The organism is Undibacterium sp. Ji22W (genome assembly GCF_049340305.1).
Taxonomy (GTDB): domain Bacteria; phylum Pseudomonadota; class Gammaproteobacteria; order Burkholderiales; family Burkholderiaceae_D; genus Undibacterium.
In genome coordinates this window covers 428474-445296 of the sequence record NZ_JBMPOU010000003.1, presented here as the reverse complement: position 1 = coordinate 445296, position 16823 = coordinate 428474, and the positions used below count along the sequence as shown (strand labels likewise).

At 47.6% G+C, this 16823-nt stretch carries 13 protein-coding genes and 1 other RNA gene; 11 read left to right on the top strand and 3 right to left on the bottom strand.

Annotated features, from left to right (window positions below):
- Positions 1–6: 6 nt before the first annotated feature.
- The 3 genes from ACO0KW_RS14495 to ACO0KW_RS14485 all read right to left on the bottom strand — a co-directional run bounded on the left by ACO0KW_RS14495 (position 7) and on the right by ACO0KW_RS14485 (position 4486).
- Entirely contained in the window at positions 7–3180 is a 3174-nt protein-coding gene (locus ACO0KW_RS14495; protein ID WP_423053963.1) for an EAL domain-containing protein, read from the bottom strand.
- 229 nt (positions 3181–3409) lie between these two features.
- Positions 3410–3759, bottom strand: an RNA gene (gene rnpB / locus ACO0KW_RS14490) — RNase P RNA component class A.
- A 118-nt stretch (positions 3760–3877) separates the two neighbouring features.
- On the bottom strand, positions 3878–4486 hold the full coding sequence (locus ACO0KW_RS14485) for a chalcone isomerase family protein (RefSeq protein WP_423053962.1): 609 nt from the start codon (positions 4484–4486) through the stop codon (positions 3878–3880).
- A 442-nt stretch (positions 4487–4928) separates the two neighbouring features.
- Here ACO0KW_RS14485 and ACO0KW_RS14480 point away from each other — a divergent pair, with 442 nt between their 5' ends.
- From ACO0KW_RS14480 to ACO0KW_RS14430, 11 genes are all read left to right on the top strand, one after another.
- Complete coding sequence (locus tag ACO0KW_RS14480) at positions 4929–6623, top strand: thiamine pyrophosphate-binding protein (protein WP_423053961.1); 1695 nt, start codon at positions 4929–4931, stop codon at positions 6621–6623.
- Between the two features lie 127 nt (positions 6624–6750).
- Positions 6751–8160, top strand: coding sequence for an MBL fold metallo-hydrolase RNA specificity domain-containing protein (locus ACO0KW_RS14475; protein WP_423053960.1), 1410 nt, complete (start codon positions 6751–6753; stop codon positions 8158–8160).
- Positions 8161–8208: 48 nt separating this feature from the next.
- A complete protein-coding gene (locus tag ACO0KW_RS14470) occupies positions 8209–9441 on the top strand; it encodes an MFS transporter (RefSeq protein WP_423053959.1) in 1233 nt (410 codons plus the stop codon).
- Between the two features lie 160 nt (positions 9442–9601).
- The gene (locus ACO0KW_RS14465; RefSeq protein WP_423053958.1) at positions 9602–10324 is read left to right on the top strand and encodes a hypothetical protein; all 723 of its coding nucleotides are present in this window, start codon (positions 9602–9604) and stop codon (positions 10322–10324) included.
- A gap of 37 nt (positions 10325–10361) precedes the next feature.
- On the top strand, positions 10362–11021 hold the full coding sequence (gene pxpB / locus ACO0KW_RS14460) for a 5-oxoprolinase subunit PxpB (protein WP_423053957.1): 660 nt from the start codon (positions 10362–10364) through the stop codon (positions 11019–11021).
- On the top strand, positions 11014–11991 hold the full coding sequence (locus tag ACO0KW_RS14455; protein WP_423053956.1) for a biotin-dependent carboxyltransferase family protein: 978 nt from the start codon (positions 11014–11016) through the stop codon (positions 11989–11991). The genes pxpB and ACO0KW_RS14455 overlap by 8 nt, the downstream gene beginning before the upstream one ends.
- Positions 11984–12760, top strand: a complete 777-nt coding sequence (gene pxpA / locus ACO0KW_RS14450) for a 5-oxoprolinase subunit PxpA (protein ID WP_423053955.1) — start codon at positions 11984–11986, stop codon at positions 12758–12760. The genes ACO0KW_RS14455 and pxpA overlap by 8 nt, the downstream gene beginning before the upstream one ends.
- Positions 12761–12837: 77 nt before the next feature.
- On the top strand, positions 12838–13563 hold the full coding sequence (locus ACO0KW_RS14445) for a DUF969 domain-containing protein (RefSeq protein ID WP_423053953.1): 726 nt from the start codon (positions 12838–12840) through the stop codon (positions 13561–13563).
- On the top strand, positions 13560–14561 hold the full coding sequence (locus ACO0KW_RS14440) for a DUF979 domain-containing protein (RefSeq protein WP_423053952.1): 1002 nt from the start codon (positions 13560–13562) through the stop codon (positions 14559–14561). The genes ACO0KW_RS14445 and ACO0KW_RS14440 overlap by 4 nt, the downstream gene beginning before the upstream one ends.
- A 10-nt stretch (positions 14562–14571) precedes the next feature.
- Positions 14572–15222 carry a pyroglutamyl-peptidase I gene (pcp, locus tag ACO0KW_RS14435; protein ID WP_423053950.1) on the top strand — a complete coding sequence of 217 codons (651 nt, stop codon included), beginning with the start codon at positions 14572–14574 and terminating at the stop codon, positions 15220–15222.
- Between the two features lie 392 nt (positions 15223–15614).
- Positions 15615–16766, top strand: coding sequence for a methyl-accepting chemotaxis protein (locus tag ACO0KW_RS14430; RefSeq protein WP_423053949.1), 1152 nt, complete (start codon positions 15615–15617; stop codon positions 16764–16766).
- The last annotated feature ends 57 nt before the right edge of the window (positions 16767–16823 follow it).

Sequence of the window (16823 nt, the reverse complement as noted above, 5' to 3'; positions counted from 1 at the left end):
AAGCGTTTACTGTATGAGGGCACTGATCGATTGTGCGGGTACCGCTTTTGAAAAATAGTATCCCTGGTATTCATCGCACCCGGCTAATGTCAACACCTGCAATTGCGCAGGCGTTTCGACGCCCACCGCGGTTAAGGTTAGACCCAGACTCTGAGCCATCGCAGCTATCGTCGCGATCAGGCTGGCGCCAGCTTCCTCTTTCAGCGCATCACGTAACAATGAACGATCAATAATTAGGCGATCAACGGGTAAATTTTGTAAACATCCCAATGACACAGAGCCCATCCCGAAATGATCAATGGACAATTTAAATCCCGCTGTTTTGAGCGATAATAATTGCTGACCAGAGTGCAGCGGATCACGCATGACGATAGCTTCAGCAATATCGAATTCAATCAGGCAGTCGACCAGTTTCCATCGTCGGATGACGCTTTGCAGCTTTTCAACTAGATTGACGTCGCTAAATTGTGCGGCGGACAAATTTAATGACACGCTGCCAATTTTTTTGCCAACTTGCTGGAAGCTCGCGATATCACGACATACAAGATCGAAAACTTGCATATCGATCGCAGCCATCAGATTGGCCTCTTCTGCGACGCCCATAAATTCCTCTGGCAGGAGCAGACCTTTTTGTGGATGATTCCAACGCAGTAAGGCCTCCACTCCACTTACTTTCGCATTGATAAGTTGAACCCGAGGTTGATAATGCATCACCAATTCGTGATGATCAATTGCGTGCTTCAATTCGGCGATCAATGTTAGATCACGGCGAACCTGTGTATTGATGTCCGTATCATAAAATTGGTAAGAATTTTTCCCTTGGTACTTAGCCCGATACATCGCAACTTCGGCATTTTTCATCAAACTAGCAGCCTCATTCCCATTTTCGGGCGATAAGGCCAATCCTATACTAACCCCGACAATGATTTCTTGTCCTTGTATTTCAAAAGCAAGAATGCTGTTTTGGATCAGACTTTCGGCAATCCGGGCCAACTCACATGGTGTCCGATTACCTTCCAACATCAACATAAACTCATCGTTACCCACTCTGGCCAGAGTATCAAGTTCGGTAATTTGTTTTTTTAAACGCACAACAAACTCGCTCAACAAATGGTCTCCGGCATCGAGATCAAAGCTATCATTGATCGCCTTGCTACGATCTATTTCTAACAGGAATACTGCCAGGCTGGCATTCCTGGCCTTAGCGTAGAGTAAGGCTTTGGACAAATATTGATTAAACAGAAACCGACTCGGCAGCTTCGTAACATCGTCATAATGTGCGAGTCGTATCGCTTTTTCTTCAGCACGTTTCCCCTCAATCGCAATGCTCGACACATCGGTCGCAATACTGATCAGGCTCAAATCTTCATTACTCAAAGCTGCGGTCGATTCGGTAAACAGCGTAAACGTACCCAATATCAACCCTGTTTTCCCCATAATCGGCCAGGAACCCACCGCGGCGTAATTGGCCAACAGTTTACGTTGTGCGATGAATTCCATCGATGGTGATTTCGCGATATCTTGAGTCCAGACTGGTATCATCTCCAATACTGCCTCACTCCACACACCATTGCCTTGACACACGGGTGCCTCATTCAATTGACGGCGCAAAATTTCGGGAAAATGATGCCCTATTGTTTGCGTAAACAAGCGCTGGTCCAAGGACAGTAATTGGACGCCACAATGCCAATGAGGATTATTTTTTTCCACGAAATGACAAGTGTCAATCAAGATCGACTCTAAGCTGTCGCTGCTTCCTATCAATTGCAATAGTTGATTTTGTCCCTGCAATAATCGTTCGGCATGTTTGCGTTGCGAGATGTCTCGCATCACACAAAAAACTATGGGTTCATTGGCAATTTTGATGCGACTCAAATTCACTTCACTAAACCAATCTTTTCCGCGCCTGTGTGCAATCCATTCAAATTTTTGGACCTTGCCTTTAAACGCAAGGTCGACGAATTTTTTAATCGACTCGGCTTTTTTTGCGACCACAGTCGGTTGTGTATATCGCCAATCAGCCGAGAATTCTCCAATATCGAGTCCGATTAAATCTTGCTTGCTATCGACCGCCAACATTTCCAATGCATTTTGGTTGCCATCTACAAAATGATAGGTTTTGTCAATCAATAGAATTCCATCTTGCGCATCTTGAAAAAGCAAACGATAGCGACGCTCGCTATCCGCCAATTTTTCCCGGGACAACTTCAGATGATGGACTTTTTTGTACAGAAGAATTGCTAGCAGCAAGGTAAATAAGATCGATAAAGACGCAAAAATCAACCGCTGCTCAAGGCGTTTTTGCCACTCAGCCAGTATCGTATCTACATCGCGTCCGAATACGACCACCAATGGGAAATCGTTCATTTTCAAATAGGTATAACTAGTCGCCTGATCGGCCCCGATGACACTATTTTCAAAACGCCCATTTTCGGCAAAACTATTCTTCACACTCGTCGCAACCGTACTATCGACTTCTGCTTTATAAGCAACCTGATGCGACATCGCCTGCACAACTAATTTTCCGTCTTTGTCATACAAAGATATTTTTGCGCCAGCATCTTTTGCCACCCGCTCGTAAAATTCCTGAAAATAGCTAAGGCTAATTTCAGCCTGCACCTGACCGATCGACTGGCCATTCGGTAAAAACACGTTGCGGGCAATCGGCAAGATCGCTTGAGCCGCTTTTTTCGGCACGTAAGGTGAGCCAACCTGAAGCTCTTTTTGATACACGTTCGTTGATTTATTCAAGTAAGCAATATGATCATGCGCTGAGAGATTTAAGGGATCAATCGGGAAACGCAGCGACGATGCCCATAACATGCCATGTCGGTCGATCAAAGAGATCGCGGCAATAAATTGTGAATCTCTACGTTGGTCGCTCAAGATCATGCGCACGCTGGCTTCGTCGCGCAATACAGTGTCAGATTTGGTTTGCAATTCTTCGGCAGCAGCGATCGTCGCCCGCGAAGCATCTTGCAATACACGATTGGCGTGTTCTTCCAGGATGCGCAGATTGAGTAAACTATTTTTGTTTGCAGCGGCTAGCGTTAAAGACTTATCTTGTGCGATCGACCACCAAGTTTGTGCGACTATCGCCAAAATAATCAGCAATACACAACTAACCAAGAGCCAGACTGGCACTTCCCAGGCCTCAAATTTTCTTTTGCTGCTCGCCATTCATCACTCCTGACGCGCTGATATTCATATTCCATGATGTTGAAAAATGAATGTACGCTATTGAAATTGCCACAAATAATAGTCTGGAAGTGTAACACTGCTAACACCACACACCAACCCAGAGTCTCTGAATATGCGCCAGCGATGTGTCATCCAAAATATGAGTATTGATCAGGAGCGATCATGCCATGGTTGGCAAATGAGAGGACATACGAAACGGGGGGAGTAAAAATGAAGCAGGCCGGTAGGCCGGATTCTGTTACGGCGCTTTGCATTACTGCATCACGCTATGACAATCATTCCTCTAGGCGACGAATTACTCCGCCGCTCAAGCTTTCTACCCGCACGCTCCGCGAGCCGCCTCAACGCGTGCCTATTTGAAATTGCTCCGGGTGGAGGTTACCGCGTTTCACCGTAACTAAATACGCTCGTCTCTGTGGCCCTATTCCTCGCCTTATACCTCAGCTTGCACCTTGGCTTTCAACGTACGGCCGTTAGCCGTCACCCTGCTCTATGGAGTCCGGACCTTCCTCCCGTCGCCGTGTGAACACGGCAACCAGCGATTGTCTGGCCTGCTTCGGGCGTGATTGTACCAGTTGGCAGAGAAATCCTTAAGCACTATCGACGCTGCTGGACGATCAACAATAAAAAAGCACCGGCGTTGCGGTGCTCTTTATGTTCAAATCAACAAGAAAAATTAGGATGATTTTGCATTCAACATTTTTTGTTTCAAGGATTCGTCAGCAGGATCTTTGCCAAGCCAAATGCGTAATACCGCACTATAAAAAATGGGATCATTAATCGTTTCACCGACTTTTTGGCCATTAAACTGACAGACAATTCCTGTGCCAGGAATCCAGTCAAAAGTCAAAATATCCCCTTTTTTCAGAACTGGCACCAGCGAGAACATTTTGCCGAAAGTAATCATTGGTTTGATTAATTTAGAACGCTCTTCGATATCCAGATTATTGCGCAGGCCGTCCATGAAGCGGTGACCAAGGTCATCATTACTCAACTCACGCAACATCACCAGCGTGACACGTTTTGCGCCAGGCAAAGCCAGCACTTCTGGCGTCGTAGATTTCTCTTCTGGTAAATACAACGCTGCCACATAAACCTTGAAGATCACCTTATACCGCACCCCAGCGCCGTTGAGCTTCAAGGACTGCGTACCGACTTGGACTGTATCATCGAGCTTAACGCCCGATACAGTCACGGTATCAGCGAATACAGGTAAGGCGCAGAAAGCAGCTGACGCGATCGCGAGCGAGGCTAAACGACGTTTAGTGATGGTTGCAAAATTCATGGTGTCTCCTAAGTTTCTTAAATGTCATTCAAAATGACTTTTCGAATGATGGTCTTTTTTTACCTCTTAGAAGATAGTGAAAAACCAAAGGGCTTGCAAGTCATTGCATCAGGAAAAGACAAATTTCGAGTACCCATTCAAATACTTTGATGTATTTCACACCACTGAAAATCAGAATAACTCTGAAACTCTACAGCCGATTACTAATCAACCTAGCTTAAATACTAAGCACCCTAGCTTAAATACCAATCACCCTATTTTCTTTTTGTATCGAGAAAAATACGCAAATGAGCTGCACTCAATCAAACAAGCGCATCAATTCAATTTGTAGCTTAGTTAAGATTTCTGTTAGCTTATAGTTTTGTGTCACTTGGTCATGCTGTGGTCATGCTGCGGCACTGCTCAGTTTTCTTTTTCCGTCTATTTTTGCGTTACTTTTTCTATGCTTACATCCCGTTCTGGTGGTCAGTTAGTGGTCGATGCCTTGCAAATCCACGGCGTCGACATCGTTTTTGGTGTGCCTGGTGAAAGTTATTTACCTGTGCTTGATGCACTGCACGACAGTTCAATACGCTTTATCATTAATCGGCAAGAAGGTGGTGCGGCATTTATGGCCGATGCGTATGGAAAAATGACCGGCAAACCCGGGATCTGTTTTGCCACCCGTGGTCCAGGCGCAACCAATGCGTCGATCGGTGTTCACACGGCATTCCAAGATTCAACGCCGATGATTCTATTTGTCGGGCAAGTTGGCAATGATTTCGTTGAGCGTGAAGCTTTTCAAGAAATTGACTACCGCCGAATGTTTGGTCAGATGGCAAAATGGGTGGCGCAAATCGACAGAGCAGATCGGATACCGGAATACATAGCACGCGCTTTTCAGGTTGCTACCAGTGGTCGCCCGGGTCCAGTCGTATTGGCGTTACCAGAAGATTGTTTATCTGCGCAGGCCTGTGTCGCCGATACGCGCGCTTATAATCCTGTGCAAGCGTCACCATCCGCGGCACAAATCGCGGAATTAAGCACCCGCTTGGCGCAAGCACAACGTCCATTTGTCTTAATTGGCGGGACGGGGTGGGATCAGACCGCATGTCTACAATTGGCAGCATTCGCCGAATGTCAGCAACTACCAGTAGGCTGTGCTTTCCGCTTTCAAGATTTAATGGCAAATTCGCACCCCAATTATGTGGGTGATGTGGGAATCGGGATTAATCCCAAACTCGCGGATAGAATAAAAAATGCCGATTTAGTGCTGGCAATTGGGCCTCGATTAGGTGAAATGACGACCAGTGGTTATACCTTGCTTGAAGCGCCCCGCCCGCGCCAGAGTTTGATCCATATTCACAGCGATGCCCTCGAACTGGGTCGTGTGTATCAAGCCGATATGATGATCAATAGCGGTATGCGCGAAATCGCTGCTGCTTTAAGCACCCTACCGACGATGAGCACACCGAATTGGTCAACGCAATTACGACAAGCAAAAGCAGAACTCGCCTTGTGGCAACAAGAACCAGCGATTTTCAAACAAGAAAATGCCCCGCTCAATTTGTGGCAGGTATTGCAGGAACTTCAAGTGGCCTGCCCAGCCGACACTATTATCACCAATGGCGCAGGCAATTACGCCACCTGGGCGCATCGCTATTTTCTGTACGGTGGTTTGCGTACCCAATTAGCCCCCACTGCGGGAGCGATGGGATATAGCGTTCCCGCTGGTATCGCCGCCAAAATTCTCGATCCAAGACGTACTGTTGTCACCTTTGCGGGTGATGGTGAATTTTTAATGAATGGGCAAGAATTAGCCACCGCCGTGCAATATGGCGCAGCGGTGATCATTCTCGTTTTTAATAATTCGATGTTCGGCACCATACGCATGCACCAAGAGCGAGAATTTCCTGAACGCGTCTCTGGCACCCAATTGCGGAATCCCGACTTTGCTGCACTCGCACAAGCCTATGGTGCGCATGGCGAAATCGTGGAACGTACCGAAGATTTTTCTGCAGCACTACGCCGCGCTTTGACACATACACGCGAACAAAACTTGCCAGCACTGATAGAACTACGTTACGACGGCAATCTAATTACACCTGGGGCCAGTCTGGCAAACATTCGCGCATCCGCAAAAAAGGCAGGTAAATGACAACCTCAAGACTTTGAATGCCAAAGTTTGAGCCAGATCAGAACTGATATCTGCAACACAGCGCATATTTAGGCCAATTTCAGCCCAAATTCAACCTGCATTTAATTTCACTACCAAAGGAAAATTTATGAAAATATCTTTCCATGGCGCCGACAAAGATGTGACCGGTTCTTGCCATTTGATCGAATGTGCCGGAAAGAAGATTTTGATTGACTGCGGTTTGTTTCAAGGTGGCCGCGAATTATCTGAAGAGAATCAGGAAGACTTTGGGTTTGATGCGGCGAGTATCGATTTTGTCTTGTTGACACATGCCCATCTCGATCATTGCGGGCGTCTGCCTTTGCTCGTGAAACGGGGCTTTAAAGGAGAAATCATCACCACCAGTGCCAGCAAAGACTTAACCCGATTAGTCTTGCTCGATTCCGCGCACTTACAAGAAGCCGATGCACGTGCGCAAGCGCACCGCCAACAACGCCACGCACGCGATCACCGTCCTGTTCAAGAGCCTTTATATACGCTCTACGATGCAACGCGCTGCTTTGATTATTTTGGACGTATAGCATATTACGAAAAACCGATTAAGATCGCGGCGGGTATTACCGCCACGTTTTACGACGCCGGCCACATCCTTGGTTCCGCCAGTATTTTTTTGGAATTGAAGGAAGGACGCAAAAGCTGCGCCGTGGTTTTCTCAGGTGACTTGGGTAGCCGTGGTCGCAAGATATTGCGCGACCCTGTTCCTCCACCGCCAGCCGATGTCGTCGTAATGGAAACGACCTATGGTGATCGCTTGCATCGCTCTCTCGACGCCTCAGTCAAAGAGTTGTATCAGGCGATCAATGATACTTTTCAACACGGCGGCAATGTCATCATTCCCACGTTTGCGTTAGAACGCTCACAAGAAATTTTATGGTATCTGCGCGAGGGTGTAGAAAAAGGATTGTTGCCCGCCTCGATGCATGTATTCCTAGACTCACCCATGGCGATTTCAGCGACTGAGATTTTTCGCCACCATCCCGAATGCTACGACGATGAAGCCTGCCGCTTATTTAAGCAAAGACGTGATCCTTTCCATCTAAATAATTTACATATCACACGAGATCAAACCGATAGCATGGCAATTAACCGCATCACCAGTGGCGCCGTAATTATGGCGGGATCAGGTATGTGTACTGGCGGACGTGTCAGACACCATCTGAAACATCTGCTATGGCGCAAAAATGCCAGCGTGATCTTCGTCGGTTTTGCTGCCATCGGCACCTTAGCGCGCCAAATTATTGACGGTGCCAGAACCGTACGTTTGTTTGGTGAAGAGATCGACGTGAACGCCCAAATTTATACAATTAATGGTTTTTCCGCACATGCCGATCGCAATGAATTATTGGCTTGGCAAAAACAGATTCAAGCTGAACATACTGTGTTAGTGCATGGCGAAGAGGAAGTAATGCGGATATTCGCATCAAAACTCAAGAACACCGAGGTTCTAATACCTTCTAAGAATCAAAGTTTTACCCTGCCAGGGCTGAAGGAAATTTGAGGAGTTAACGCATTACGCATGTATACGATCATCAACCACCGAAAGCCTATGTCATCCCCCCAATCTGCGGTCCCAGAGAATCTTGCCACTCCAGATCCCAACAACCAATTACCGAAGAGTATTTGGATTTTAGGTATAGTCAGCATGCTGATGGACATTTCCTCTGAAATGATCCATAGCTTGTTGCCGCTTTTCATGGTCAGTAGCTTAGGATTAAGTGTATTCGCCGTCGGACTAATTGATGGTATCGCAGAGTCAACCACATTGATCGTCAAAGTATTTTCGGGCGCTTTGAGCGATCGCTTAGGCAAACGCAAAATGTTGGCTGTCGTAGGCTATGGTTTGAGCGCCTTCACCAAACCGCTGTTCGCGATCACGCAGGGGATGGGATTACTGATCACTGCGCGTTTAATGGACAGGGTCGGCAAAGGCATACGCGGCGCACCGCGCGATGCGCTAATTACCGACATCACACCAACGCACATGCACGGTGCGGCATTCGGCTTACGGCAATCCTTAGACACGGTCGGTGCGTTTCTCGGCCCCCTCATCGCGACTGGACTGATGCTGTTATGGATGAATGATTTTCGGCGCGTATTCTGGCTGGCTGTTATCCCAGGAATTGCCGCCATGTGCTTATTATTGTTTGGCGTTCAGGAACCGCAGGTGCCTGTAGCACCACGCCCAGCCAATCCTATTAGCAAAGCGAATTTAAGGCGTCTGGGCGCCGACTATTGGTGGGTAGTCGGACTCGGTGGCATTTTCACGTTAGCGCGTTTTAGCGAAGCTTTTTTACTACTCCGGGCACAACAATTAGCCGTCCCTTTGGCGTATGTTCCGCTCGTCATGGTGGTGATGAATCTGGTGTATGCCGCCAGTGCCTATCCTTTTGGCCGCTTGTCGGATCGCATGAATCCGAGCAAATTACTGGCTGGCGGCCTGATGGTATTGATATTGGCGGATTTGACCTTTGCGCTCAGCAGTCATTGGACGGGATTAATGGCTGGCGTGATTTTATGGGGCATACACATGGGCATGACACAAGGCTTAATGTCCGCCATGATTGCAGGGTGTGCGCCAGCCGATTTGCGCGGTACGGCTTTTGGTTTCTTCAATTTGGTCAGCGGAATTGCCTTGTTGAGCGCCAGCCTGATCGCTGGCTTGCTATGGGAAAGCTTGGGCGCTGCCTTTACATTCTATGTTGGGGCAGGATTTGCAACAGCGGCACTGGTTGGGCTTTATTTGTCTTCTCAACGCATACCAAATCGCGATCATCGCTAATACATCACAGTAAAATTTACTGAACTTCCGCAGGTCGCGGTAAAATCGCCGCAAAGTCGGTTTATTGACATGAAAGACAACGTACAGTCATTCATTTCGTATTCCATTTGACCGGTCACCACCTGCTACCCCAATATCTCATCAATTTTCTGGAGTTTTTATGTTTTCAAAAAAAATCTTGCAACTGGCGGCGCTCGCTTTGTTAAGCAGCACATCTACGATTGCAGCTGCAGGTACAGATTTTACGCAATTAAAAACCTTGAACCAATCTGAGTTTTCTCGTCTCGCCGGCGACTTCACCTCGGCCGCCAGCTACAAAGGTATTACACCCGCTGCCGCACTTGGCATTACCGGATTTGATCTTGGTGCGGAACTCTCGTTCACGCAATTAGCCAACAGTGGCGTATGGCAGAAAGCCGGCGCTGACATCTCTACGTTAATCGTTCCCAAAGTACACATTCATAAAGGCTTGCCATTCAATATCGATGTCGGTGCTTCATTAAGCGCGGTGCCAGATTCCAATATCAAATTAATGGGCTTGGAAGCACGCTACTCCTTATTAGAGGGAAATGTCGCCTTACCAGCAGTCGCGGTGCGTGGCGCTTATTCCAAATTATCTGGCGTCAGCCAATTCGGATTTGACAGCAGTAGTGTGGAATTGTTGGTCTCCAAAGGTTTTGTGATGTTCACGCCGTATGCGGGAATTGGCCGCGTCTGGGGCAGTGTGACTCCGCATGTCGGCAATTTACAAAAAGTTTCACCAACTGCGAGTAAAGTTTTTGCCGGTGTAAATGCTAATTTTGGCTTAATGAACCTGGCCGCAGAAGTTGATCGTACTGGCGATAATCAAACCGCCAGTATCAAACTTGGTTTCCGTTGGTAAATCGCAGCGAATTTCTGCTAACAGACGCTAGCCGATTATGCGGGAAAATTTCTCTTTCTACTTACTGGGCGAGCGGGCTGCAGTCATGCAGTTCTGCTCAGATCAGATTGAGGTCAATTGTCAGCGCCTAATTTGGGGAATCGTACAACGTTTACGAGGAATGGCGTGCTGTATCGACATCGTACCTGGGATGAATAATCTGACGGCGATATTCGATCCACAGCAGCATGATCCGCAGGCTATGCTGGAGACCTTGCAGACATTGGCGGACAACACAGATCCCTTGATATTTCAAACCCGCGAAATGCATATTCCCGTCAGCTATGGTGGTGCATACGGCCCCGATCTGGCCGTCGTTGCGCAGCATGCTCAGATGAGTGTGACCGAAGTTGTGGCCTTACATAATTCTGCCAGCTATCTGGTGTATTTTTTAGGCTTTCAACCTGGCTTTGCCTACTTGGGCGGTCTACCGCCATCCTTAGCAACGCCGCGCCGTAGTGATCCGCGTCTGCAAGTAGCTGCTGGCTCAGTCGGCATAGGCGGCAATCAGACTGGGGTTTATCCCGCTGCCAGCCCCGGTGGTTGGCAACTGATAGGACGTACGACACTCTCGCTCTTCAATCCTCAACACGCACCACCGACGTTGTTACAGCCCGGTGATCTGGTGCGCTTTATCGTGGAGCGCATTGATGAATAATCCAATCCACCCCAATTCTGACCAGCCATTTGCCCCAAAACAATCCAGCATCCTCATACAAAAAGCGGGGGTGCAGACGACCGTACAGGATTTAGGACGGCCAAGCTTACGCCATTTAGGAATTAGTCAGGCGGGTGCTCTCGATGCCACGTCTTTAATTCTCGCCAATAAATTACTGGGCAACCCTGAGCACTGTGCTGGTCTAGAAATCGTGATCGGCCCACTGCAAATCGTGTTTCAACGCGATACCTGGTTCGCACTTTGTGGCGCGAATTTCGCTGCAGAGCTGGATGGTAAACTTGTTGCCAAAGCTTGGCGTCATCTTGCTCTGGCAGGACAAACTTTGTATTTGCAAGGAGCGCGGAAAGAAGCGCGCGCCTATCTTGCTGTGGACGGCGGGATCGACGTTGCATTGGTACTCGGTGCGCGTGCCACCGACTTGCAAGCAGGATTTGGCGGGCATCAGGGTCGTGCTTTGCGCAAAGACGATGTATTGGCGCTCGGGCCACCGCGTCATTTCAAACGTTCAGTCGGCGTACTACAAAGATCTTGGTCCCCCGAGATTCGTGCTATCCGCGGACCAGAATTCGCGCAATTTAATAGTTGCGCACGTAAAAAATTCTGGCAACAAGCCTGGCGTGTCAGCACGCAGAGTAATCGCATGGCTTTTCGCTTAGAAGGCGACAAATTGGAGCGTGAAAACGCCACTGAATTATTATCACATGCGGTACTACCGGGTGTGGTGCAAGTGCCTGCAAATGGTCAACCTATCGTATTGTTAGCGGATTGCCAGACCACCGGCGGTTACCCACGTATCGCTACGGTGATTGAAGCTGACTTGTGGAAAATTGCACAAACACCGATAGGGCAACACTTCTGCTTTATTGAGGTCGATCACAACACCGCGATTGCCGCAAAAGAAAAATGGCAGCGCGAATTACGTCGCATGGATAGTATGGAATATGCTTAAGCCTTCCTCCACATCACTTGCAAGCCCACGCATCGATCTCAATGCAGATCTGGGCGAAGGCGGTCAATATGATGAGGCGATACTCAAGATCGTCAGCTCTGCGAATATCGCTTGCGGCGGACACACAGGCAATGCGCACAGTATGCGTACAGCGATTCGTTTAGCACACACAAATCAAGTAGCCATCGGTGCGCATCCAAGCTTTGTCGATAGAGAAAATTTTGGTAGATGCGTACAGCATTCGCTACCAGAACGCTTGTTTGAGCAGCTGTGTGAACAAGTGGATGCATTAATTCAGATAGCCGCGCAAGAAGGCTGCGTCGTGCAACATCTAAAACCGCATGGCGCTTTGTATAATCAGGCGGCGAACGATGCTGAGCTCGGAGCGATACTCATTCGCGTGATTCAACATTGCCAACCACAAATGCGTCTGGTGGCACTGGCCGGCAGCGCCTTAGTCACACAAGCGAGGGCCGCTGGCATGCAAGTCATTCAAGAAGCATTTGCAGATCGGCGTTATAACAGCGATGGCAGCCTGCGCGCCCGTACTTTTCCTGATGCTTGCATAGAAGACGACGCGGAAGCCATAAAGCAAACTTTCAATTTGGTGCAGCATCAGCAATTGCAATCCATCAGTGGCGAAGCGGTTGCCATCCATGCCGAGACGCTGTGCGTACACGGCGATGGCGTGCACGCTTTACATCTTTTGGAATCAATACGCACACAGTTATTGCAGCTTGGCGTAACAATAGCTTCACCCGATCAATGACAAGTTTCTAGCATCCGACAAAAGACGCAAACGAACCACAAAAACAAAAAACAAAAAACAACAAGGAGATCAAGTTCATGGATAGTAGTTTATGGTTGCCCTTAATCGGCATACCCATCATAGTCGCTGGCTTTGCACTGCGCTTTAACCCACTGTTGGTGGTGATTTCGGCAGGCTTGGCAACAGGATTGGCGGTCGGCATGGATCCCGCGTTGTTACTGGAAACCTTTGGCGAAAAATTTATGAATAGCCGTCAGCTAGCCAGCATTATGCTAATCTTGCCCGTGATTGCCCTACTAGAAAAATTTGGTTTGAAAGAACGTGCACAAAGTTGGGTACGTAGCATTCGTAGTGCTACTACTGGCCGTATTTTGATGCTGTATTTTGTGTTGCGGCAATTCACTTGTTCTCTCGGCCTGATCAGTTTGGGTGGTCAGGCGCAAACTGTACGTCCCCTATTATTTCCAATGGCAGAAGGTACTGCCTTAGCAAAATATGGGGAGTTACCAGAAAACCTACGCGACAAAATAGCTGCGCACGCTGCCGCTTGCGACAACGTCGCTTTATTTTTCGGTGAAGATATTTTTATCGCATTTGGCGCGGTTCTCTTGATGACTGGCTTTTTAAAAGAAAATGGTATCACCGACATAGAACCGCTAATGATAGGTCTGTGGGCCATTCCAACAGCCTTGTGTGCCTTGGTCATACACTTAGTTCGACTATCATGGCTAGATGCACAAATTGCACGCGAGTTCGAGCTGTGGCAACAGTCTCAACACATTGCACTAAGGGAGCAAGCATGAACAACGCGTTCAATTCTGGCGCTAGCTTGCTCAGCATACAAATCGTGTTTTACCTGATTGGTATCATTGTCATGGCGATTGCTTACTTGAGCGTGCGCGATCTGAGCAACCCTAAACGCTGGACGACTGGTCTATTCTGGTTTTTATTCGGCGTTGGCTTCTTGTTTGGCGATGCGATGATCGCCGGTCTGGGCAAGCCACTTACACACAAAATTCAAGGCGTCATCGTCTTAATACTGGCGTTGATCGCGGGTAGCAATTTACTAGGAAGCGGCCAACATCAGAGTAAATCCAATACAAACAAAATCGCATTCGCAGAAAAATTCGGTAACCGTCTATTTTTGCCAGCCGTGGCGATTCCGCTAGTGACGGTGCTACTGACTTTAGCTGGTAAAAATATTCAAGTTGGCGATTACTTTTTACTTGATCAAAAAAATCTGACACTGGCATGCTTAACCATCGCGTGTCTGTTCAGTGTCACTTATGCCTGCAAAATTACTGGTGGCACCCCACTAACAGCGATCCAGGAATCACGTCGTCTAGTGGATGCCATGGGTTGGGCTTTGATTTTACCTTTGATGTTAGCCATGCTTGGTGGTGTCTTCGTCGCCGCTAAGACTGGTCAGTCAATACAAACGCTGGTCACCTTATTTGTTAACCCTGACAGCAAGCTGGCATTGATCGTCATTTATTGTGTCGGGATGGCCCTGTTCACCATGATCATGGGGAATGCCTTTGCCGCGTTTCCGGTCATGGCTGCTGGCATTGCACTACCATTTTTGATCCTGCAACATCATGCAAATCCAGCCCCTTTGGTCGCCATCGGTATGCTATCGGGCTATTGCGGTACGTTGATGACGCCGATGGCGGCTAATTTCAATATTATTCCCGCCGCTTTGCTGGAATTAGAAGACAAATATCTGGTCATTAAATATCAAATCCCGACTGCACTTGCTGTCTTAGTGTGCAATATCGTGTTGATGTATTTTCTTATTTAGCGTAGCCACCATGTCCACTATTTTACTCACTGGTTTTGCACCATTTAACCAAGAAACCATCAATCCTTCTTGGGAAGTGGTGCGCCGCTTTGATGATCAAAAAATTCAGGCCTCACATACCGTCAAGGTGGCAGAACTCGCCTGCGAATTTGGCACATCGATCACCCAATTACAGCAACTGTTAGAGCTGCATCAGCCCGAGTTCGTGATTTGCGTGGGCCAGGCTGGTGGACGTCCAGACTTGAGCATAGAACGGGTGGCGATCAACGTCGATGATGCACGGATTCCCGATAATGGTGGCGCACAGCCGATTGATCAGGCAATTGTCGAAGATGGCCCTGCCGCCTACTTCAGCAGCCTGCCGATCAAAGCCATTGTGCAGGCGTTAAGGACACAGGGCATCCCCGCCAGTGTCTCGCAAACAGCGGGCACCTACGTCTGCAATCATATTTTTTACGGATTGATGCATTATGCCGACACGCACCCTGGCATAAAACGTGCTGGGTTTGTTCACATACCGTATTTACCAGATCAGGCATGTCATCACCCTGGCAGTGCTAGCATGTCTCTCGAAACTTTAGAAAGCGCCTTCAGACTTTTATTGGAAACTTGCTTATTACAAAATCAAGATATTCGCTTAAGCGCTGGCACGATTTGTTAAATACGCAAAAGTTTGTTGTTGCCGTGGAAAAATATTTCCCAAATGAAGCTTTTTAATGCGAGAGCCGACAATTATTGTTTAAAATGATTTGTAGAGTAATTAAGATTTACAGAAAGACACTTGAACGATAGGCTCTAAAAGAGACTGTTTTCAGGCTAAGGGTAAGTATTCATCACTTCGTATCACCTAATATCATTTAATATCATTTTTTACATTCACCACTCGTCCTCAAGAGCGGAACGCATCAATGGCCAAATAAGCAGAATTAAGCTACAAATCGCATTGCAAGACGGATTTTTCGAGTACGGTAATTGAATAACAATGGAGTAACATTTGTTAAATAACTACTTAAAAAATGCATTTAATCGGCGCAGCACTTGGGATGAGTAATTATGCAAAGAGATTTTTTTCGTCAACCAGCCTTTGCTTATTTCGCTGGGTTTATTAGTATCGCTGCGACGCTCACTTTGGCTTGGCGTCAGCCCAGCCTGATCAACTTTTCATTATTTGTACTAGTGGCGATTGCAAGTAGCTTGATGGTGCTTAGTTTACTACGCAGTTTTATCCTTGTAAGTGCCGCAGATGATGGCACTGAACGATTCAACGATGACGCCAATACAGTCAATGCGTTGCGGGGGTTACTAACTAACGTCTTGCCACTTTGGGAAGCGCACGTCGACACAGTAAAAAATCAATCTGAAACTTCGGTACAAGAATTACTCACAAATTTTTCATCGATGGTCACAACACTAGATAAGGCCGGCTTCGAGGGTGTCAGCAATATTGATCTGCACAATTCGCAGAAAAAAGATATCACCATCACCTTGTTGCAACTCTGCAAAAAAGAGCTCGCCCCTTTAGTCAATTCACTCACCCATATGATAGAGAGCAAAGATGAATTGCTCATCTGTATTCGGGATTTGGCAAAATCCACTAGTGATATGAATAACATGGCGCAAGAAGTCGGGCAAATTGCAGCACAAACTAATTTGTTGGCCATCAATGCTGCGATTGAAGCCGCCAGAGTGGGCATACAAGGCCGCGGCTTTGCTGTTGTCGCCGATGAAGTCAGAAAGCTGTCACAACTCTCGGCAGAAACAGGCAAGCGCATGACAGAGCGGGTTAGCCATATTTCAAATGTCACCAAGGTCGCACTCACCGCGGCCGATCGTTCGGCAATTCAGGATAAGAAAATTCTAGAGCTTTCCGGTGAAGTTGTGCGCGATGTCTTATCGCATGTGGAAACTTTGGGCGAGTCAGCCGAGGAGATGCGCCATCATGGGAACATCATCCGTAGCGACATCGAAAACTTACTGGTCTCATTGCAGTTTCAAGACCGCATCAGCCAAATCCTCGATGTTGTGCGCAATGACATGAGTAAATTCGAACAACTTGCACAGGATTTGCCGCAAGCCGTATTTCCCCGCACCGAAGATTGGCTGGAAGAACTCAAAAATACCTACACGATGGAAGACGAATTACGTCGTCACCATGGATCTAAGCAGGCGAAAGTCGCACAAGAATCGGATATTACATTTTTCTAATCGTTCATACTTCCACCGTGCGGCGATTATTTTCCCAAACCGCAGCGTGGCCGTTCC